At 72.9% G+C, this 19,678-nt stretch carries 16 protein-coding genes; 10 read left to right on the top strand and 6 right to left on the bottom strand.

The features are described from left to right. Positions 1–100: 100 nt before the first annotated feature. Positions 101–856 (bottom strand): tyrosine-protein phosphatase, encoded by a 756-nt coding sequence (locus AC5LUJ_RS12700; protein WP_250285280.1) that lies wholly within the window; start codon positions 854–856, stop codon positions 101–103. 126 nt (positions 857–982) lie between these two features. Continuing rightward, a complete protein-coding gene (locus AC5LUJ_RS12695) occupies positions 983–2,995 on the bottom strand; it encodes a polysaccharide biosynthesis protein (protein WP_250285279.1) in 2,013 nt (670 codons plus the stop codon). Positions 2,996–3,112: 117 nt separating this feature from the next. On the opposite strand from AC5LUJ_RS12695, the gene AC5LUJ_RS12690 reads away from it, so the two are divergent. The 5 genes from AC5LUJ_RS12690 to AC5LUJ_RS12670 all read left to right on the top strand — a co-directional run bounded on the left by AC5LUJ_RS12690 (position 3,113) and on the right by AC5LUJ_RS12670 (position 13,197). Beyond that, complete coding sequence (locus AC5LUJ_RS12690; protein ID WP_250285278.1) at positions 3,113–5,086, top strand: tyrosine-protein kinase domain-containing protein; 1,974 nt, start codon at positions 3,113–3,115, stop codon at positions 5,084–5,086. A 163-nt stretch (positions 5,087–5,249) separates the two neighbouring features. After that, positions 5,250–6,203: a hypothetical protein gene (locus AC5LUJ_RS12685; RefSeq protein WP_250285277.1), complete on the top strand. Its 954-nt coding sequence runs from the start codon at positions 5,250–5,252 to the stop codon at positions 6,201–6,203. A gap of 171 nt (positions 6,204–6,374) precedes the next feature. Beyond that, positions 6,375–9,059 (top strand): alanine--tRNA ligase, encoded by a 2,685-nt coding sequence (alaS, locus tag AC5LUJ_RS12680; RefSeq protein WP_250285276.1) that lies wholly within the window; start codon positions 6,375–6,377, stop codon positions 9,057–9,059. Between the two features lie 287 nt (positions 9,060–9,346). Further along, positions 9,347–12,022, top strand: coding sequence for a SulP family inorganic anion transporter (locus AC5LUJ_RS12675; RefSeq protein WP_250285275.1), 2,676 nt, complete (start codon positions 9,347–9,349; stop codon positions 12,020–12,022). 185 nt (positions 12,023–12,207) lie between these two features. Beyond that, complete coding sequence (locus AC5LUJ_RS12670) at positions 12,208–13,197, top strand: ketopantoate reductase family protein (RefSeq protein ID WP_250285274.1); 990 nt, start codon at positions 12,208–12,210, stop codon at positions 13,195–13,197. 16 nt (positions 13,198–13,213) lie between these two features. On the opposite strand, the gene AC5LUJ_RS12665 is transcribed toward AC5LUJ_RS12670, so the two are convergent. After that, entirely contained in the window at positions 13,214–13,678 is a 465-nt protein-coding gene (locus AC5LUJ_RS12665; RefSeq protein WP_493464979.1) for a J domain-containing protein, read from the bottom strand. A 44-nt stretch (positions 13,679–13,722) separates the two neighbouring features. Between AC5LUJ_RS12665 and AC5LUJ_RS12660 the strand changes: the two genes are divergently transcribed. Further along, entirely contained in the window at positions 13,723–14,502 is a 780-nt protein-coding gene (locus AC5LUJ_RS12660) for an SDR family oxidoreductase (RefSeq protein ID WP_250292330.1), read from the top strand. Between the two features lie 24 nt (positions 14,503–14,526). Here the strand turns inward: AC5LUJ_RS12660 and AC5LUJ_RS12655 are convergent, their stop codons facing one another. Beyond that, positions 14,527–15,315 (bottom strand): sulfite exporter TauE/SafE family protein, encoded by a 789-nt coding sequence (locus tag AC5LUJ_RS12655; protein WP_250292328.1) that lies wholly within the window; start codon positions 15,313–15,315, stop codon positions 14,527–14,529. 104 nt (positions 15,316–15,419) lie between these two features. Between AC5LUJ_RS12655 and AC5LUJ_RS12650 the strand changes: the two genes are divergently transcribed. The 4 genes from AC5LUJ_RS12650 (at position 15,420) to AC5LUJ_RS12635 (ending at position 18,641) form a co-directional block, all read left to right on the top strand. After that, positions 15,420–16,529, top strand: a complete 1,110-nt coding sequence (locus AC5LUJ_RS12650) for an amidohydrolase family protein (protein WP_250283457.1) — start codon at positions 15,420–15,422, stop codon at positions 16,527–16,529. Positions 16,530–16,657: 128 nt separating this feature from the next. After that, positions 16,658–17,128: a VOC family protein gene (locus tag AC5LUJ_RS12645; RefSeq protein WP_250292326.1), complete on the top strand. Its 471-nt coding sequence runs from the start codon at positions 16,658–16,660 to the stop codon at positions 17,126–17,128. 48 nt (positions 17,129–17,176) lie between these two features. Next, the gene (locus tag AC5LUJ_RS12640) at positions 17,177–17,878 is read left to right on the top strand and encodes a VIT1/CCC1 transporter family protein (protein ID WP_250283447.1); all 702 of its coding nucleotides are present in this window, start codon (positions 17,177–17,179) and stop codon (positions 17,876–17,878) included. A gap of 106 nt (positions 17,879–17,984) precedes the next feature. Continuing rightward, the gene (locus tag AC5LUJ_RS12635; RefSeq protein ID WP_250283446.1) at positions 17,985–18,641 is read left to right on the top strand and encodes a TIGR03085 family metal-binding protein; all 657 of its coding nucleotides are present in this window, start codon (positions 17,985–17,987) and stop codon (positions 18,639–18,641) included. Here AC5LUJ_RS12635 and AC5LUJ_RS12630 read toward each other — a convergent pair. Together AC5LUJ_RS12630 and AC5LUJ_RS12625 are read right to left on the bottom strand one after the other, a co-directional pair. Then, positions 18,548–19,159 (bottom strand): AAA family ATPase, encoded by a 612-nt coding sequence (locus AC5LUJ_RS12630; protein WP_250283444.1) that lies wholly within the window; start codon positions 19,157–19,159, stop codon positions 18,548–18,550. The genes AC5LUJ_RS12635 and AC5LUJ_RS12630 overlap by 94 nt on opposite strands. A 6-nt stretch (positions 19,160–19,165) precedes the next feature. After that, positions 19,166–19,678, bottom strand: a 513-nt coding sequence (locus AC5LUJ_RS12625) for an ImmA/IrrE family metallo-endopeptidase (protein ID WP_493464978.1), incomplete at its 5' end; no start/stop codon positions are given.

Genomic DNA, 19,678 nt, shown 5'->3' with positions numbered 1-19,678 from the left:
CGCGTCCACCACCCCATTGTGCTGGGTGGTCCGGCCGGCTGTACGGGCCCGGTAACACCGGTTGGTGCCAGCGGTTCGCATGGGATGTCCGCCGCCCCGCTCAGCCGGTCAGGTTGGCCCGCAGCGAGCGGAGCGCGTCGTCGGGCACGCCGGCGTGCCGGGCCCACCCGGCCGCGCCGCCCCAGGTGTCGTCGAGCGCGGTGAGGAAGCGGCTGATGACCTCCGGCCGGCAGCTCATGCCGTCCGCCCTGGCGCCGCTGCGGGCCCGGTCGTAGGTGGGACGCCTGGCCAGCCGGCGGTCCACCCGGTCGATCCGCTCGTTGCTCGCGACATAGTCGGCGATGACCGCGTCCCGTTCGACCCCGGCGATGTCGAGCACGACGGCGGCCAGCACGCCTGTGCGGTCCTTGCCCGCGGCGCAGTGGAACAGCGCCGGCAGGCGGCCGGGGTCCGCGAGCAGCCGCAGGGCGCCGGCGACCGCGTCGGGTGCCCCGCGCAGGTAGTCGAGGTAGTGCTCGACCCGGTCCTGCGAGGCGCGGTCGGCGACGATCAGGGGGTAGCGCGGGTCGTCGGCCATCACGAACTCGCCGGGGAGGAACGACAGGTTGTGGTAGGCGACATCCTCCTCCGCCAGCGGGCCGCGGCCCTCCCGGGCGATCTCCGCCGCGGCGCGCAGATCGAGGACCGTGCGCAGGCCATAGTTGTTACGTAACGTAACAACATCGTCCTTGGTCAGCTCCTGGACGGTGTCGGCGCGCAGCAGTTGTCCCGGCCGTGTCGACGCTCCGTCCCTGGTCGGTAGCCCGCCGAGATCCCGGACGTTGTCGGCGCCGACGAGACTGAACCAGCGATCCACGCGATGACGATAACCACTGGAATACCCCCACGAGTGGGGAACGCCTCATCCGCCCACCCGGCCGGCGCCCGTCCGCCCTGGTGAGGGCCTGGTGGGGGCTGGTGGACGCGCGCCGGCAGGCATCGGTCACAGGTCGTTGCCGACCACGCTCGGTGTCTCCGCCGCGCGCGGCCGGGTTTCCCGCTGCCGGGTTTCCCGCGGATGCGGCTCGGCGGGGTGTGGCAGGGCCGGGAGCGGCCTCGCGAGCTGGCGCAGCGTCGTGCGCAGCACCCCGGGATCCCCCCAGGGCGCGAGCGCGCGGACCTGCTGCCGGTCGATCGCCGGCGCGGACACGTACGAGATCAGGGGATGGTGGCGGCGGATGTCGCGCTCGTCGTCGTCGAAGAGGTCCTCGTGCAGCTTCTCCCCGGGGCCGAGCCCGGTGTAGACCACCTCGACCGGCCGCGGGCCGCGGCCGGCCAGCCGGCTGGCGACGTCGGCGATCCGCACCGGCCGGCCCATGTCGAGGACGAGGACGTCCCCGTTGCCGCCCAGGGCGCCGGCCTGGACGACGAGCTCCACCGCCTCCTCGACGGTCATGAAGTAGCGGGTGACGTCCGGGTGCGTGACCGTCAGCGGCCCGCCCGCGGCCAGCTGGCTGGCGAACACCCGCAGCACGGAGCCCTGGCTGCCCAGGACGTTGCCGAACCGCACGCTGACGAAGACCCCGCCGTGGGCGCGCGCGGACATCCCGGCGGTCAGCCGCTCGGTGATCCGCTTGGAGTAGCCCAGGACGCTGGTCGGGTTCGCGGCCTTGTCCGTCGAGATGTTGACGAACCGTTCGACGCCCACCGACACGGCGGCGTCCAGGACGGTCATCGTCCCCCACACGTTGGTCTTCACCGACTCGCCGGGGAAGCGTTCCAGCAGGGGCAGGTGTTTCAGCGCGGCGGCGTGGAAGACCACCTGCGGCCGGTACCGGGCGAACACGGCGTGGACGGCCTCGGCGTCGCGGATGTCGCACAGCACCACCGTCTCGTCGTCGGTGGCCGCCCGGCCGTGGATGGATATCTGGACCGCCCGCAGCGCGGACTCGTCCCGGTCCAGCATGACCAGCTCCTGGGGGCGGTAGGGGTACAGCTGCCGGCACAGCTGCGAGCCGATCGAGCCGCCGGCCCCGGTGACGAGCACCCGCCGGCCGGTGACGTAGCCGGCCACCGAGGCGACGTCGGTCTGGATCCGGTGGCGTCCCAGCAGGTCGGTGATGTCGATGTCGCGGATGTCCTGGACGCCGACCCGCCCGTCGATGAGGTCCGCGACGCGGGGGAGCACCTTGACGGTCAGGCCGGCGTCCTCGGCGAGATCGGTGATCTCCCGTAACAGCGCGGCGTCGGCGCTGGGGATGGCCACCAGCAGGGTGCGGGCGCCGGTCTGGCGGGCGACCGTGGCGATGGCCGCGCGCCCACCGCGCACCCGTACGCCGCCGAGCGCCAGGTTCCAGGTGCCCGGGTCGTCGTCGAGCAGGGCCACCGGGGTGTAGGGGCTGTCCGGGCTGCCCGACATCGACGCCAGCACCCGGTCGGCGCCCTCGCCCGCGCCGAAGACGATGACCGGTTCGCTGCCGGCCCGCTGCCGCCGCCGGCGGCGCTGCCCGGCCAGCCGCCACAGGTACCGGACGCCGAACATCAGGACGAGCCCGACCGCGCCCGCCAGTGGGAGGAGCCCGGCCGGCATCCCCTCGGAACGGCCGAGGGCGACGTCGACGACCACGGCCCCGGCCGTCGTGGTCGCGACCGCGCGGACCAGCGCCAGCACCTCGTCGAAGCCGCCGAAACGGTAGCGGCCCAGATAGAGGTGCCCGGCGGTGCCGGCGAAGTACAGCAGGCAGACCGCGACCGTTGTGATCATCCAGAATTCGCCGTCGGTCAGCGGGGACGAGCTGAAGCGGGCGAGGTAGGCGGCACCGAACCCGGTCACCAGGCAGGCGGCGTCGAGCCCGATCTGCAGCCCGACGTGCCGGCGCAGGCCGCCCCGCAGCAGCCGCTCCCACAGCGGCTGGTTCCACGGCGGCTGGTTCCACGGGGGGCGGCTCCACGGCGGCCGGACGCCCGGCGTCACCGGTGCGGCTCCCGGCTCGCCAACGGCATTCTGTTCGCGCATGACTCCATAGAGTAATAACTACGGATGGTGACTGTACAGATGTACATCGAGTATGTTGGTTGCTCAGAGTGTTGATATGATTACCGGAATACATCTCCGGGGAGGGCTGGTCCGCTGGTGGAACTTCGGGAGTACGTCAGAGCGCTGCGCCGGGGCTGGCCGCTCATCGTGGTCTGCGTCCTGCTCGGTGGCCTGTTCGCGGCGGCCGTCTCGTGGCGCCAGACGCCGGCCTACGCCGCCGTGACGACCATGGTGGTCACGTCGTCGGACACGACCGACAGCGCCGCGGCGGCCTATCAGGGCGGTCTGCTGTCCCAGCAGCGGGTCAAGTCCTACGCCGATCTGGTGGCCAGCGACCGGGTCGCCGCGGCCGTCGTCGACAGGCTGCACCTCGACGAGAGCCCGCAGCGGCTGCGCGGCCGCATCCAGGCGCAGACCGTCCCCGAGACCGTCCTGCTGCGGGCCGTGGTCACCGACACCGACCCCAACCGCGCCCAGCTGATCGCCGACACGGTCGGTGAGGTCTTCTCCCAGGCCATCGCGCAGATCGAGACCCCGTCCCCGGACAAGGCGCCGCTGGTCCGGGTGAGCGTGTGGGAGAAGGCGAAGACGCCGGCCAGGCCGGTATCGCCACGGCCCGTGCGGGCCGTCGCGTTCGGCGTGCTGGCCGGCCTGCTCGCCAGCGTCGCCGCGGCGGTGGTGCGGCAGCGGTTCGACACCAGGGTCGCCACGGCCGCCGACATCACCGCGGCGAGCGGGCTGGCGGTCCTGGGCACGATCGCCTTCGACGCGACCGGCGCCCAGTCTCCCCTGATCGCCGCTCAGGACGGGCACTCGACGAACGCCGAGGCGTTCCGGCAGCTGCGGACCAACCTGCGCTTCGTCGACGTGGACACCCCGCCGCGCACCATCCTGATCTCCAGCTCGATGCCCGACGAGGGCAAGACGACGACGGCCTGTAGCCTGGCGGTCGCCCTCGCGCAGGCCGGCGCCCGGGTGGCGCTGGTCGAGGGCGACCTGCGCAAGCCGTCCTTTGGCGACTGTCTCGGGGTGGAGACGGCGGCCGGCCTGACCTCCGTGCTGATCGGCACCGCCGGCCTCGACGACGTGCTGCTGCCCTGGGGCGACGTCGACGGCCGGCTGTACGTGCTGCCCAGCGGCCCGCTGCCGCCGAACCCCAGCGAACTGCTCGGATCCCGGGGGATGAGCGACCTGCTCGGCGAGCTGTCCGCCCGTTTCGACTTCGTCCTGATCGACACCCCGCCGTTGCTCCCGGTGACCGACGCGGCCGTGCTCGCGGCCCAGGCCGACGGTGCCGTGCTGATCGTGCGGGCCGGCCGGACCCGGCGCGAACAGGCGGTCAGGGCCGTGGACGCGCTGCGGCTGGTCGACGCCCGCATCCTGGGCGCCGTTCTCACCATGGTCCCGGTCAAGGGGCCGGACGCCGTCTACGACGCCTATCACGCCTACGGTGGCTACGCTCCGGCCGACTCGCCCCGGGCCTTCGAGGAGCGTCCGGCGCTCGTCCCGGCCGTGGCCCGTCCCGGTCGCCCGGGTGGCGGCCAGCCGGGAGCCGGCGGTCCGCGGGCCGAACTGAGAATCGCGGCACAGCACCAACCGTACGACGATCTCGCCGGCGGCCGCGACAGCTCCACGGCGAACGCGCGTGGCGACCGTGCCCCGCTGGGTGACCCGTTGCGTGACCCATTGCGAGACCAGCTGCGAGACCCGTATCGGGAGCGGCATCACCGGGCCGGTGGCACGACCGTGGCTCCGGCCGGCATCGGACTGGCCACCGAACGCCCGGCGGGCCTGACCGACGGCGCCCCGGCCGACGGCGCCCCGGCCGACGGCGCCCTGACCGACGGCGCCCCGGCCGACGGCGCCCTGACCGACGGCGCCCTGACCGACGGCGCCCTGACCGACGGCGCCCTGACCGACGGCGCCCTGACCGACGGCGCCCTGACCGACGACGCCCTGGCCGGCAGGCTGGCCGACGGCCGGGCGGACAGCCTGCCGGACGACGCGACGACACCGTTGACGCTCAACGCGCGGCCGGCCGGCTCCCACCGGCGCAAGCGCGGCCGGTGACACCGGCCGCCGTGGGCCGCGGACACGACGGGCCAGGATGCCGCCCACTGGGTGAAACCGACTGGACACCCAATGTTGTGGACACGGAGAGCAATAACACATATACTCTTCGTGTTCATGCGTCAACGGACTTGTCCGGAATCCGGGCAGGGGGAGTGCTTCCATGAGGTTTCGCACGTTCGCAGCCGCACTGCTTATGGGGGGTGGGCTGGCACTGAGCACGGCGGTGGATCCGGCGGCGGCCACATATACCGGCGCGCCCGTAGACCGTCCCGACAGCCCTGGCCCGCTCGGCGTAGCCACGGTCAGCGCACGGTCGGTGGCCGTTGGCGAGTCGGTGCTCTTCGGCGGCGGTGGTTTCGTCCCGGGCGCAACCATCACCGTACGGGTCAACGACGGCACGGCCGGTACGGCAACAGCGGATGACCAGGGCAGCTTCAGCCTGCGGCCGCCGGCCTTCACCGCGCCCGGCGACTACGTCATCACCGGCACCGGCCCGTTCGCGGCTGATCCCGGCCTCGGGCTCCCCGCGGGGCTCGCGCAGGGGCTGCCGGGTGGGTCACCGGAGGGGCTGCCGCAGCGCACGGTGGCCGCGACCGTGACCGTGACCGACCCGTCCGCCGTTCTCTCCACCGGTCTCGCCGCCACCGGTCTCGCCGCCACCGGGCTCGCCGCCACCGGGGATCCATCCGCTGACAGGGACGGCGACCCGCGTGTCGGGGTGGCCGTCGGCGGCTGGGGCAGCCCCGACGGCGGTGCCGGCGGCGAGGACGGCCCCCGCGGTGGCATCGGCGTCGCCTTCGGCGTCAGCGGTATCGGCGGTGACGGTGGTAACAGCGGCGGCGGCGACACGGAAGAGCCCGCGCCCGGTGGCGGCGGTGGCGTGGCCGTCCCGGTGGTGCTGCCCCCCGTGCCCGGTGGCGGCGACCCGGTGGCCGCCGGCCGGGAGCCGGTCCGCCCGGCCGGCCAGGAGTATCCCAGCACCGGGGGGCTGCCCTTCACCGGCGCCGAGACCGGCGCGATGGCGGCGATCGCCGCGGCGCTCGTCGGCGGCGGTGTGATCCTGCGGGTCGCGGCCCGTCGCCGCCGCCCGGGGACGACGCCCGACGAGCTCTGAGGTGAGGCGGGGCCGCCCGGCGCGCGCGGTGCGCCGGGCGGCCCGACGATCGTGTCCTGTCCGCTCGACTGGCTACGATGGGCCATCGGCGCCTGGCCGGCACATCCGGCATCCGCATCGCGCGCCGATGGAACGTCGATGGCGCGTCGTCCGCCGGGCAGGAAGGCTGGAATGAAGTCCGCTGAGATCGCGAGCCGCTGGCTGCGCTATTTTGCCGACCGGGGCCACACGGTCGTCCCGTCGGCCTCCCTCATCGCGGACGACCCCACCCTGCTGCTCGTCAACGCCGGGATGGTCCCGTTCAAGCCGTACTTCCTCGGCGAGGTCGCCCCGCCGTACACCCGGGCCACCAGCGTCCAGAAATGTGTGCGGACCACCGACATCGAGGAGGTCGGCCGTACCACCCGGCACGGCTCCTTCTTCCAGATGTGCGGGAACTTCTCCTTCGGGGACTACTTCAAGGAGACCGTGATCCCGCTGGCCTGGGAGCTGCTGACCACCCCGGTGGCCGACGGCGGCTACGGCCTGGCCGAGGACCGGCTGTGGGTGACGGTGTACCTCGACGACGACGAGGCGGCCGACATCTGGCACTCCAAGGTCGGCGTGCCCGCCGGCCGCATCCAGCGGCTCGGCATGGAGGACAACTTCTGGTCGATGGGCGTGCCGGGCCCGTGCGGGCCCTGCTCGGAGATCAACTACGACCGCGGTCCGGCGTTCGGCGCCGAGGGCGGCCCCGCGGTCAACGGCGAGCGGTACCTGGAGATCTGGAACCTCGTCTTCATGCAGTACATCCGCGGCGAGGGATCCTCGAAGAAGGACTACCCGATCCTCGGCGACCTGCCCTCGAGGAACATCGACACCGGCCTCGGGCTGGAGCGGCTCGCGGCCATCCTGCAGGGCGTCGACAACCTCTACGAGATCGACACCTCGCGGGTGATCCTCGACCGGGCGTCCGCGCTGACCGGCGCCCGCTACGGCGCCGAGCACCGTTCGGACGTCTCCCTGCGGGTGGTCGCCGACCACGTGCGCACCTCGGTGATGCTCATCGGTGACGGGGTGCTGCCCGGCAACGAGGGGCGCGGCTACGTGCTGCGCCGGATGATGCGCCGCGCCATCCGCAACATGCGCCTGCTCGGCGCCCATGACGCGACCATGCACGAGATGGTCGACGCCACCATCGAGGCGATGGGCCCGCAGTATCCGGAGCTTGTCACCGACCGCGTCCGGATCGACTCGGTCGCCACCGCCGAGGAGGCGGCCTTCCTCCAGACGCTGCGCACCGGCACGTCCATCTTCGATCTGGCCGCGAGCGAGACGAAGAAGGCCGGCGCCAGCGTCATCCCCGGCGAGCGGGTGTTCCAGCTGCACGACACCTACGGCTTCCCGGTCGACCTCACCCTGGAGATGGCGGCCGAGACGGGCCTGACCGTCGACGAGGAGGGCTTCCGCCGGCTCATGGCCGAGCAGCGGCAGCGCGCCAAGGCCGACGCCCGCGCGAAGAAGACCGGCCACGTCGACACCTCGGCGTACCGGGACGTGCTGGCGGCGGCCGGCCCGTCGGTGTTCACCGGATACGGCAGCGGCGCCGAGGAGGCGCGCGTACGGGGGCTGCTGGTCGGCGGCGCGGCGGCCCGCGAGGCCGCGCAGGGTGACGACGTCGAGATCGTGCTCGACCGGACGCCGTTCTACGCCGAAGGCGGTGGGCAGCTCGCCGACGCCGGTGTCATCCGGCTCGCCGACGGCACCGAGATCGAGATCCTCGACGTGCAGAAGCCGCTGCCCGACCTGATCGTCCACCGTGGCCGTGTGCGCACGGGGGGAGTCACTCTCGGCGCGGACGTCCAGGCGGAGATCGACCCGGCCCGGCGGGTGGCGATCTCGCGTTCCCACAGCGCCACCCACCTCACCCACCAGGCCCTGCGGGACGCCCTCGGCCCGACCGCCGCGCAGGCCGGCTCGGAGAACTCCCCCGGCCGGTTCCGCTTCGACTTCTCCTCGGTGGCCGCGGTACCGCCCTCGGTGCTCGCCGATGTGGAGGAGACCATCAACCAGGTGCTGACCGAGGACCTCGACGTCCGCGCCGAGGTCATGGACATCGACCAGGCGCGCCGGACCGGCGCGATCGCCATGTTCGGCGAGAAGTACGGCGAGCGGGTCCGGGTCGTCTCCATCGGGGACTACTCCCGCGAGCTCTGCGGCGGCACGCATGTCCGCCGCTCCGGTCAGCTCGGCCTGGTCAAGCTGCTGGGGGAGGCCTCGGTCGGGGCCGGGGTGCGGCGGGTGGAGGCCCTCGTCGGCCTGGACGCCTACCGCTACCTGGCCCGGGAGGCCGTGCTCGTCTCACAGGTCACCGAGGTGCTCAAGGCCCCGCGGGCGGACGTGCCCGAGCGGCTGTCCCAGGTGCTCGGCCGGCTGCGGGAGGCCGAGAAGGAGCTGGAGAAGCTGCGGGCCGCGCAGGTGCTGGCCATCGCGGGCGATCTCGCCCGGGCGGCCGAGGACGTCGGCGGGACCGCGCTGGTCACCCACCGGGCGCCTGACGGCACCGGCGCGGACGACCTGCGCAAGCTCGTCGTCGACATCCGTGGCCGGGTGCCGGCGGACCGCCCGGCCGTCGTCGCGGCCGCGGCCGCGGCCGGTGGGCGCCCGGTCATCGTGGTGGCCACCAACGGCCCGGCGCGGGAACGCGGGATCCGGGCCGGGGAGCTCGTCCGCGGCGCCGCGAAGATCCTCGGTGGTGGCGGCGGCGGCAAGGACGACCTCGCCCAGGGCGGCGGCAGCAGCCCGGACGCCATCGCGGACGCGCTGGCCGGCGTCCGGCAGGCGGTGGCCCAGCGGCAGGCGGTTGTCAACGGCTGACACGGCCCCGCGGAGTGGGTGATTCGTCCCTTCCGAGGTGAACGTCACAGCCGGAAACTCGGATCGGGTCTCCTTCGTTCTTCAGGGTGCAACAACTAGTTACTGCACGTGATGGCCCCGCCAGTGGCAGGGCCATCACCGACAGGGCTTGGACTGGCGGTCGGGTGCGGGCGGGCGCCGCCCACGGGCTGGCTTCGACAGGGGCGCGGCCCTCTTCGGCGACCCCTTCGAAGCCGTTCCATCGCGACAGCCCTGTCCGGTGCCGACCCGACCCCGAGGAGCGTCGCGTGACCGTCTCAGACATCCCGTCGTCACCATCTGCATCATCGTCATCACAGCACAGCCATTCGCCGCCCGGTGCGCCGGAAGGCGCCGGGCACGGCCGGGCCCGCCGGCGCCCGCTCGTGCCCGCTACCTTCCGGCCCGACCTGCAGGCGTCGCTGGTGGTGTTCCTGGTCGCGATGCCGCTGTCGCTGGGCATCGCGGTCGCCTCGGGCGCGCCGGTCGCCGCCGGCCTCATCGCCGCCGTGGTCGGCGGCATCGTCGCCGGCCTGCTCGGCGGCGCGCCGTTGCAGGTCAGCGGTCCCGCGGCGGGGCTGACGGTCATCGTCGCGGGCCTGGTGTCCAGCTACGGCTGGCAGGTCACCTGCGCGATAACCGCCGCCGCGGGCGTGGTGCAGATCCTGTTCGCGGTCAGCCGCGTCGCCCGCGCGGCGGTCGCGGTCTCACCCGCGATCGTGCACGGCATGCTCGGCGGCATCGGGCTGACCATCGTCTTCGGGCAGCTGCATGTCGTGCTCGGCGGCGAACCGGAAAGCCACGCCCTGGACAACATCGCGACGCTGCCCGGTCAGATCATCGACAACCACAACGCCGCGACGCTGATCGGTGTCGTGACGATGGCGATCATCCTGCTGTGGCCCCGGTTGTCCAAGGTGCTGCCCAGGCAGGTGCGGGCGATTCCCGCGCCGCTGGCCGCGGTCACCGTCGGGACCGCCGTCGCCGCCGCGTTCCACCTCGACCTGCCCCGGGTCGACCTGCCCGGCTCGATCCTCGGCTCGCTGTCGCTGCCGCGGTTCCCGGACGCCGCCTGGGGCGGGATCATAGTCGGCGTCCTCGCCGTCGCCGTCGTCGCGAGCGTCGAATCCCTGCTGTCGGCGGTCGCGGTGGAGAAGCTCCCCGGCGCGCGCCGTCCCGGACAGCGCCCGATCAGCCTCAACCGTGAGCTGTTCGGCCAGGGATCGGCCAACATCCTCTCGGGCCTCGCCGGCGGACTGCCGGTCACCGGTGTCATCGTCCGTAGTTCCACCAACGTCGCCGCCGGGGCGAGGACGCGGGCGTCGGCCGTCCTGCACGGCGTGTGGGTGCTGCTGTTCGCGGTGTTCCTCGGCGGGGTGGTCGAGTGGATTCCCCTGGCGGCCCTGGCCGGGCTGCTGGTGGTCGTGGGGATCCGGCTGGTCGACATCTCCCATCTGCGCCATGTGCGCCGGCACGGCGAGCTGCCCGTGTACGTCGTCACCCTGGTCGGTGTCGTCGCTCTCGACCTGCTGCAGGGCGTCGCGCTCGGCCTGGTCACCGCGCTCGGCCTGATCCTGCGCCGGGTGCTGTGGTCCAACATCCACCTGGTCCGCTCCGGCGAGCTGTGGCAGGTGGAGGTCGAGGGGACCCTGAGCTTCGTCTCCCTGTCCCGGCTGTCCCGGATCCTCGGCCGGATCCCCCCGGGCGCGCCCGTGCTGATCGAGCTCGTGGTGGACTATCTCGACCACGCGGCGTTCGAGCATCTGCACTCCTGGTGCACCGACCACGAGCGGAGCGGGGGGAGCGTGACGGTCGACGAGATCGGTCACGCCTGGTTCCGGCCCGCCCAGGACGCTCCGGCCGGCCGGCGCCGCACCGTCGTCCCGCACCTGCCCCGCTGGTTCGCCCCCTGGTCGCAGTGGCAGGAGCTGGCCGCCGCGCACACCGGCTCCCAGGATGTCGGCTCCCAGGATGCCGGCTCCCGTGACACCGGCCCGCGGGACGCCGGCATCCAGAGCGGTCATCAGGCCGATGCCTCCCCGGCGGCCGGTCCCGTGCGGACGGCCGGAACAGGTACCGACGGCCGCGGGCTCGCGGCTGGTCACGCGCATCCCGTCAGCACGATGCTCGTCGGCGTGGCCGAGTTCCACCGCCGGGCCGCCCCGCTGCTGCGTGACACCCTCGGCGGGCTCGCCGAGGCGCAGCGCCCCAGCGCGTTGTTCCTGACGTGCGCCGACTCCCGGGTGGTGCCAAACATCATCACCAGTAGCGGCCCCGGTGATCTCTTCACTATCCGTAACGTCGGTAATCTCGTCCCGCCTGGCGCCTCCGAGCCGAGCGCCAGCATCGCGCCGGGCAGCGACCTGTCCGTGACGGCCGCGCTGGACTACGCCGTCAGCGTCCTGAAGGTTCCCTCGATCGTGGTGTGCGGGCATTCCGGGTGCGGCGCGATGCACGCACTGCTCTCCGGCGACCTCGACGACGAGCCGGACTCCGCGCTGGCGGGGTGGCTGACCCATGCCCGCGGGGCGCTGGCGCGCATGCCGCTGCCGGGTACGGAGGGACTGTCCCCGCTGGAGCAGCTGGGCCGGGCGAACGTCGTCCAGCAGCTGGAGCACCTGCGCGCCCATCCCGCCGTACGGGACGCCCTGGAGCAGGGCCGGCTGCAGCTCGTCGGCCTCTACTTCGACATCTCCGTCGCGTACACCTGGGTGCTCGACGAGGAGTCGGGCTACTTCGTCGACCCCTCGGAGGTGCTGACCGTGGTCGCGCCGCATCGCCGCCGGGCCTCCCGCCGCTGGGACGCGCCGGCCTCGGCGGCCTCGACCGGCCCGACGACCGGCCCGTCCACGGCGCATCCGCCGTCGGCGCCGCACACCCGAGGGCCCGGAAAAACGCTCCTCGACGGCCATCGCGGCCGTCGCCGCCGTGGCACCCCGGCCTGAACGGTGAAATCGAGGTAAAGCACGGTGACATCGAGGTAAGACATACGGCCTTCCGCGGGAAGGCCGCGGTCGGCCGGTGGGCCTTCTTCCGCGGGAAGGCCGCCGGCCGACCGGGCCCTTGTACCGGTTTCGTGCGGGCCGTCGACCCTGACGAACGTCCCGGCCCGTAATCGATACTGGATGGTATGCGTATTGTGGTGTTCGGCAGCGGAGCGATAGGAACGCTGCACGCCTGGGCGCTGTCACGGGCCGGGCATGACGTGAGCATGCTGGTCCGTCCGGAACAGCTGGCCCGCTGGTCCGACGGGATCAGCCTGCGAATTCTCGATGTGCGGGGCAGACGTCGCCGGGAGGTCGTCGAAGGCTTCCGCCCGCGCGTCGTCACCGAGCTGCGCCCCGCGGACGGAACCGACCTGGTCGTGCTCGCCGTCCGGCACACCCAGACCCCGGACGTCCTGCCGGAGCTGGCGCGCAGCCTCGGCTCCGCCACCGTGCTGTTCCTGAACAACAACTGGCGCGGCCTTGACCTGATAGACGCCCACCTGGGCAAGGACCAGTACGTGCTGGGCGCGCCACGCGGTGGCGGCGGCATCATCGACAACATCCTCGACGGTGCGCTCGAGGGCGGGATCATGCTCGGGTCGAGCGTGTCCGGGCACGCGCTGTACGGCCCGGCGACCGACACCGCCGAGCAGAACCTGGGCCGTCTCGTGGCGCTGTTCGCCGAGGCCGGTTTCCGGCCGGAAATCCATCCCAACATGGAACACTGGCTGTGGGTGCATTTCGCGAGCACCGCCGCGTGGATATGCGGTGCCGCCCGCGCCCGCGGTTTCGAGCCGTTCACCCGGAGCAACCGGGCGGTTTATGACGCGCTGCACGCCGGCCGCGAGGCCATGCAGATCTGCGCGGTGCGCGGCGCCGACGTGCGTATCGCGCAGGATGCGCGGCCGTTCCTGCTGCCGCCGTCCACCGTCACCCCGGCGGTCCGGCTTATGCTCCGTGGCGAACTGCTCCAGCGCGTTTCGGTGAATCACGGCCGGTACGCTCCGGTGGACCTCTACGAGATCTATGACGATCTCGTACGCACGGGGGAGCGGCTCGATATCCCCATACCCTGTCTGTTGTCCTACCGCGCCGACGTGGAACGGATGGTGGAACTCGCCCCCAGCCTGTGACCGGCACACCCACCGCTCATCGGAACCGGTTGGCGACGAGGGCGGCGACCGGGGGGATGAGCGCGGCGACGAGCATCATCGCCAGCGCCGCGGGCACCGACACCAGCCGGACCACACTGCCGGCGAGCACGAACAGCGTGACGCAGACGGCCATCATCGCCAGATACCGACGGCGGGCCCCTCGTTCCGCCTGCCCAGCCTGCCCAGCCTGCCCAGCCTGCCCAGCCTGCCCAGCCTGCCCCGACATGCCACCGGCCGCCCGGCCGGGCACGGGGTGGGCGCGCACGCGCCGGTCGTAATCACGCCGCCGCTCGGGATCGCCCAGTACCTCGTACGCCCTGCGGACCTGCCGGAAGGCGTGCTCGCTACCACCGGTGTCCGGATGGGTGCGCCGAGCCGCCCGCCGGTAGGCGGCCACGATCTGGGCCTGGGAGGCTGCCGGCGGCACACCGAGGACGTCGTAGAGTGAGAGCGGCGCCACGAGTCATCTCATACCCGGCCAGCGCGCCTGATCCCGGAGGTCACATGGATCTGCAGCTCGCCGGGCGGGTCGTCCTCGTCACCGGGGGCTCCGACGGGCTGGGGGCGGCCGTCGCGCGTGCCCTCGTCGCCGAGCGGGCGCGGGTGGCGATCTGCGCCCGTGACGAGGCCCGCCTGAAGCTCACCGCGGACGAGCTGCGCGCCGCCGGCGGGGACGTCCTTGCCGTACCGGCGGACGTCACCGACGTCGACGCGCTGGACCGTTTCGTCACCGCGGCCCACAGCCGGTGGGGCCGGGTGGACGCGATCGTCAACAACGCCGGCCGGTCCGCGGGCGGGGAACTGGCCGCCGTCACCGACCAGCAGTGGCAGGACGACCTGGAGCTGAAGCTGTTCGCGGCGATCCGGCTGTCCCGGCTGGCGCTCGACCAGCTGCGCGCCTCGGACGCCGCGGCGGTGGTCAACGTGCTCGCGACGGCGGCGAAGGCACCGCCGGCGGCGTCGCTGCCGTCCTCGGTGTCCCGGGCCGCCGGGCTGGCGCTGACCAAGGCGCTCGCCGGCGAGTGGGGCCCGCACGGGATCCGGGTCAACGCGGTGCTGGTCGGCCTGGTCGAAAGCGGCCAGTGGGAACGGCGGGCCGCCACCACCGGCACCCCCGTCCGGGCGTTGTACGAACGGATGGCGCGTGACGCGCGGATACCGCTGGGCCGCGTCGGCCGGGCTACGGAGTTCGCCGACGTCGTGACCTTCCTGCTCTCGCCGCGCAGCTCCTACGTGACCGGGACCGCGCTCAACGTCGACGGCGGCCTGTCCCCGGTGGTGTGACCACCCCGCCGGCCGGCGGCGCTGTCAGCCGGTGGCGATGAGGACGGCGGCGACGACCACCCCGAGGACGGTCACGGTCGCGCGCAGCGCGGCGGCCGGCAGCAGCCGGGCGGCCCGCGCGCCGAGCACCCCGCCGACGCCGGAGGCCAGCAGCAGGACGGCGGCGAACCCCCAGGCGACCCGCGCGCTCACCACGAACACGGCGATGCCCACCGCGTTGACACCGAACGACAGCAGGGTCTTGGACGCGTTCGTGCGCTGGAGGCCGTCCGGCATGAGGATGCCCAGGACGCCGAGCAGCAGCACGCCGAGGCCCGCGCCGAAATAGCAGCCGTAGGCCCCGGCCACGAACACCCCGGCCCGGGTCGGCCAGGTCACAGCCACCCCACAACCACCCCGTCGCCGGGCCACTGCCTGCCCGCTGGCCCGTCGCCGGGCCACGATGGCGGCCAGTCGCGGCTGGCCGGCGAGCAGCAGGCAGGCCACCAGCACCAGGTAGGGAACGACCACCCGGAAGGAGCCCGCCGGGGCGGCCAGCAGCACGACCGCCCCGGCCAGCCCGCCGAGCAGCGCCGGGCCGGCCAGCGCCCGCAGCCGGGCGGCCTGCCCGGTCAGCTCCCGGCGGTAGCCGAACGCGCCCCCGGCGTATCCGGTGACCAGCCCGACCGAGCAGGTGACGTTCGCGGTGAGCGCGGGCATCCCGGTGGCGAGCAGCGCCGGGAATACGATCAGGGTCCCGCCGCCGGCCACCGCGTTCACCGCTCCGGCCAGCAGGCCGGCGGCCGCGACGCCCACGGTGTCCAGGACTCCCATGACACGCACGCTCTCACGGCCATACCCGCGGCAGGCCGCCGTTCTCCTCGTCCGGACATGTGCTCTTCTCGTCCGGACGGGTGCTCTTCGGCTACACAGGTGGGGTGGCTGCTTCCGAGACGTTGAGGATCACAGGCCCGGTGCTGGTCGGCCCCGAGGAGGTCCGGGACGGGCTGTGGGCCGTGGACGGCAGGATCACGTTCACGGCCCCGACCGGCGCCCGCGCCGCCGGCGCGCGCACGGTGCCGGGCTGGGTGCTGCCCGGCCTGGTGGACGCGCACTGCCATGTGGGGCTGGACGCCCACGGCGCGGTCGACCGGGACACCGCCGAGCGGCAGATCCGCACCGACCGGGACGCGGGCACGCTGCTGATCCGGGACGCGGGCTCGCCCGCGGACACCCGCTGGGTGGACGACCGCGAGGACCTGCCCCGGCTGGTCCGGGCCGGCCGCCACATCGCCCGGACGAAACGGTACATCCGTAACTACGCCGTGGAGATCGAGCCGGCGGAGCTGGCCGCCACCGTCACCGAGCAGGCCCGCCGGGGCGACGGCTGGGTGAAGATCGTCGGTGACTGGATCGACCGGGGCACCGGGGATCTCGCCGCCTGCTGGCCGCGTCAGGCGGCCGAGGCCGCGATCGCGGCGGCCCATGCCGCCGGCGCCCGGGTCACCGCGCACTGCTTCGCCGAGGACTCCCTCGCCGACCTGGTCGAGGCCGGGATCGACTGCGTCGAGCACGCGAGCGGGCTGACCGCCGAGACGATCCCCCTCTTCGTCGAGCGCGGCGTCGCCATCGTGCCGACCCTGGTCAACATCGCCACCTTCGAGGGCATCGCCGCCGGGGCGGCGGAGAAGTTCCCCGCCTACAGCGCGCACATGCGGGCGTTGCACGCCCGCCGCTACGACACCGTCCGCCAGGCGTACGAGGCGGGCATCCCGATCTATGTCGGCACGGATGCCGGCGGGTCGCTGCCGCACGGCCTTGTCGCGGACGAGGTCGCCGAGCTGGTCCGGGCCGGGCTGCCCCCGGTGGCGGCCCTGTCGGCGGCGACCTGGGCCGCGCGCGCCTGGCTCGGTTTCGCCGGGCTGGCCGAGGGGGCGCCGGCGGATCTCGTCGTCTGTTCGGAGGACCCGCGGGTGGACGTCCGGACGCTCGCCGAGCCGTTGCTGGTCGTCGTGCGTGGCCGGGTGGTGGCGGGCAGGGGCGCATGACGCAGGCGTCCGGGCAGCCGGTGGAAGTACGTTTCCGAGGTCGGGTTCCCGACGTGGGCAAAGCCGTGTTCTCGGGCACAACATCGGGAAGAAGAAGCCCGGCGCAACCACGTCGAAGGAGTTCTCCGATGCTCACACGCCCCCGGTGGACGCACGTGGCCCTCCCGTCCAGCGATATCGACGCCTCGATCGACTTCTATACGAGGATGACTCCGCTCGTGGTGGTCGCGACCCGTCAGGACGTCGCCGGCCGCAGCGCGTGGCTGTCCAACGACCGGCAGTGGCAGGACCCGTTCGTGCTGGTCCTGGCCGAGTTCAACGCCGAGCGTGGGCACCGGCAGCCGACGATGACCCCGTTCGCGCACATCGGGATCGAGGTGACGCAACGCGCCGAGATAGACGCGATCGCCGACCGGGCGAGAGCCGCGGGCTGCCTGCACTGGGAGCCGCAGGACCTGCCCGACCCGGTCGGCTACGTCTGCGCGGTGACCGACCCGGACGGGAACGTGATCGAGTTCAGCCACAACCAGAAGGTGTTCCAGACCATCCGCGAGCTGTGGGGCCCCGCCGCGCGCGCCCACAGCAACGGTGTCAGATAAGCCACCAGCCGGCCGCCAGGCAGCCGGAGCCGGTAGCGTCCGGGACTTGTGGCGAGACCCGGGCACAAGGAGAGGCATTACGGTGGGCGGCTGGGCTGGCTGCGCGCCGCGGTGCTCGGCGCGAACGACGGGCTGGTGTCGACGGCGAGCCTGATGCTCGGGGTGGCCGCCTCGTCGGCGTCCCGGACGGCCGTGCTGACCGCGGGCCTTGCCGGGCTGGTCGCCGGGGCGGCGTCGATGGCCGCCGGGGAGTTCGTCTCGGTGAGCTCCCAGAAGGACGCCGAACGCGAGGACCTGGCCACCGAGGCCGCGGAGCTCGCGACCGACCCCGACGCGGAGCTGGAGGAGCTGGCCGGTATCTACGTCCAGCGCGGGCTGAGCCCCCGGCTCGCGCGGGAGGTGGCCGTGGAGCTCAGCCGCACCGACCCCCTCGCCGCGCACGCCCGTGACGAGCTCGGCCAGTCGCCGCAGAGCGCCGCCCGCCCGGCGCAGGCCGCCGGGGCTTCGGCGCTGAGCTTCGCCGTGGGCGCGGCGCTCCCGCTGGTGGCACTGCTCGCCAGCTCCGGCACGGCCAGGGCCGTGTTACTGGTTGTGATCACCGAGGTGGGGCTGGCGCTGCTCGGCGTCACCGGCGCCGCGCTCGGCGGCGCGAGGCGGGCGCGGGCGGCGGTCCGCGTCGTTCTCGGCGGATCGGCCGCCATGGCCGTGACGGCCGCGGTGGGCGCCCTCGTCGGCACCACCATCGGCTGAGCCCATGGCGGCTGGGCCCGGTGGCGGCGCCTGTTCCGTCCGCGACGATCACCTGGTGTGGTCGCGCTGATGCACGACAGGAGCGCTGCCGGCTAAAGTGCTGGTTATGGCAGGACAGACCCGGCAGGGACGGTATGCGCAGGAGGAACGGCGGGAGCTCAGTGACCTCCTGCTGGAGCTCGGTCCCGACCAGCCGACGCTGTGCACCGGTTGGACCACTCGCGACCTGGCCGCCCACCTGGTCGCCCGGGACCGCAAGCCGCAGACGCTGCCCGGGCTCGCGATACCGCAACTGCACAAGATCACCGAGCGCGTCGAACGGGCCACCAGGGAGTCGCACTCCTATGAGGATCTTGTCGCGCTGGTCCGCAAGGGCGCGCCGGTATGGCACCCGGCCCACGTCGCGCTGGTGGACGAGATGATCAACCATGTCGAGTACTTCGTCCACCACGAGGACGTCCGGCGGGCGCAGCCGGACTGGAAGCCGCGGGATCTCGACGTCGCCGAGCGGGACAAACTGTGGAAGGCGCTGAAGATGGTCGGCAAGCTCGGCGTCCGCAAGTCCCCGGTCGGCGTCGTGGCGGAGCGTACCGACGGGGAGGGACGGCAGGTGCTGCGCTCCGGCGGCCGGCAGGTCGTGCTTGCCGGCGCGGCCCCCGAACTGCTGCTCTACGCCTTCAACCGCCGGGAGCAGGCCCTCGTGGACATCCGCGGCGACGACACGGCCATCGCCGACTTCCGGGCCGCCCCCTCCGGCCTGTAAGTCAGTCCCCGTCCGCGTAGAGATCCTTGAACGGCCAGGGCCGGATCGTCGATGTTCCAGAAACGCGTGGCCAGCGGATAGTCGAACGGGCGTACCACCAGTTCGAGACCGGCTCTCCCGCACAGCGGGGCGTTGCAGGCGAGCATCTTTCCCATCACCGACATGGCCGAGCCGCACAACAGGAGCGCGATGCTGTTGCCACCGGAGACCGCCCGGTCGATCTCCCGCTGAAGAATCGACGGGAGCTCGGGGGACACTGTGCTCAGATACGGGAATTCGTCGATCACAACTGGTCCGGGCCGGCCGCCGGCCACCGAGAACAGGTGGACGATCGCTTCGTCCCAGTTGGCGAACCGCTGGGGCACCGGCGTACGTGTGTGCTCGGCCAGAGCCTCGGCGAAGAGGCGCAGCGACTCCGCCTGCGTCGCCCGGGTGGCCCCGAAGTACAGGCCCGGTGTCTGGCGGGCAAGAGCCTCCAGCAGGAAGGTCTTCCCCTGGCGCCGCCGCCCGCTGACCACGCCTGGTTACGACACGAACTTCCAGATGGCGCTCTCCGGAAGCGGCGGCAGCGTGGGCAGGTCCTCTTCGTCCCAGGTTTCGAAGAGAAGGTCGATTGCCCGGGCCAGGGAGACCGTCTCGCCGCGGTACAGCTTCAGTACCGATTCCTCGTACTGCCTGGCGAGTGAGGGTGCGGCCAGCTCCTCGTGGACGAGCAGGTCGAACTCGACGATATCGGTCCTGGTCGTGCGCACGGAACGGATCCGATGGGCCTCGTTCTGATCCACCTGCCCGAGTTCCCACAGGCAGCGCGCCAAAGTGGACATGTCGACGCGGAAGGCGCTTGCGGCCCTGACCACGGCGGTGCGAAGGTCATCGCCGCGCTCCCGCAGTTCGGCCCAGGTGCGGTGCAGCCCGGCCGCGGGCAGCAGGACGGCTCGGGCGAACCGGTCGAGCCGGGTTTCCCATGCGTTGTCGTCGTCCTGCTCGGCGATGCGCCAGTCGACCGTGTATTCGTCGGCGAACAGATAGTGGCCCAG

The sequence above is a fragment of the Protofrankia sp. CiP1_Cm_nod3 genome, assembly GCF_982290655.1.
This window is presented reverse-complemented; position numbering and strand designations above follow the sequence as displayed.

Coding starts and splice junctions, on each gene's coding strand:
- AC5LUJ_RS12645 (WP_250292326.1), top strand. CDS start 16,658: ATGCTCACACGCCCCCGGTGGACGCACGTGGCCCTCCCGTCCAGCGAT.
- AC5LUJ_RS12635 (WP_250283446.1), top strand. CDS start 17,985: ATGGCAGGACAGACCCGGCAGGGACGGTATGCGCAGGAGGAACGGCGG.
- AC5LUJ_RS12660 (WP_250292330.1), top strand. CDS start 13,723: ATGGATCTGCAGCTCGCCGGGCGGGTCGTCCTCGTCACCGGGGGCTCC.
- AC5LUJ_RS12685 (WP_250285277.1), top strand. CDS start 5,250: ATGAGGTTTCGCACGTTCGCAGCCGCACTGCTTATGGGGGGTGGGCTG.
- alaS (WP_250285276.1), top strand. CDS start 6,375: ATGAAGTCCGCTGAGATCGCGAGCCGCTGGCTGCGCTATTTTGCCGAC.
- AC5LUJ_RS12695 (WP_250285279.1), bottom strand. CDS start 2,995: ATGCGCGAACAGAATGCCGTTGGCGAGCCGGGAGCCGCACCGGTGACG.
- AC5LUJ_RS12655 (WP_250292328.1), bottom strand. CDS start 15,315: ATGGGAGTCCTGGACACCGTGGGCGTCGCGGCCGCCGGCCTGCTGGCC.
- AC5LUJ_RS12670 (WP_250285274.1), top strand. CDS start 12,208: ATGCGTATTGTGGTGTTCGGCAGCGGAGCGATAGGAACGCTGCACGCC.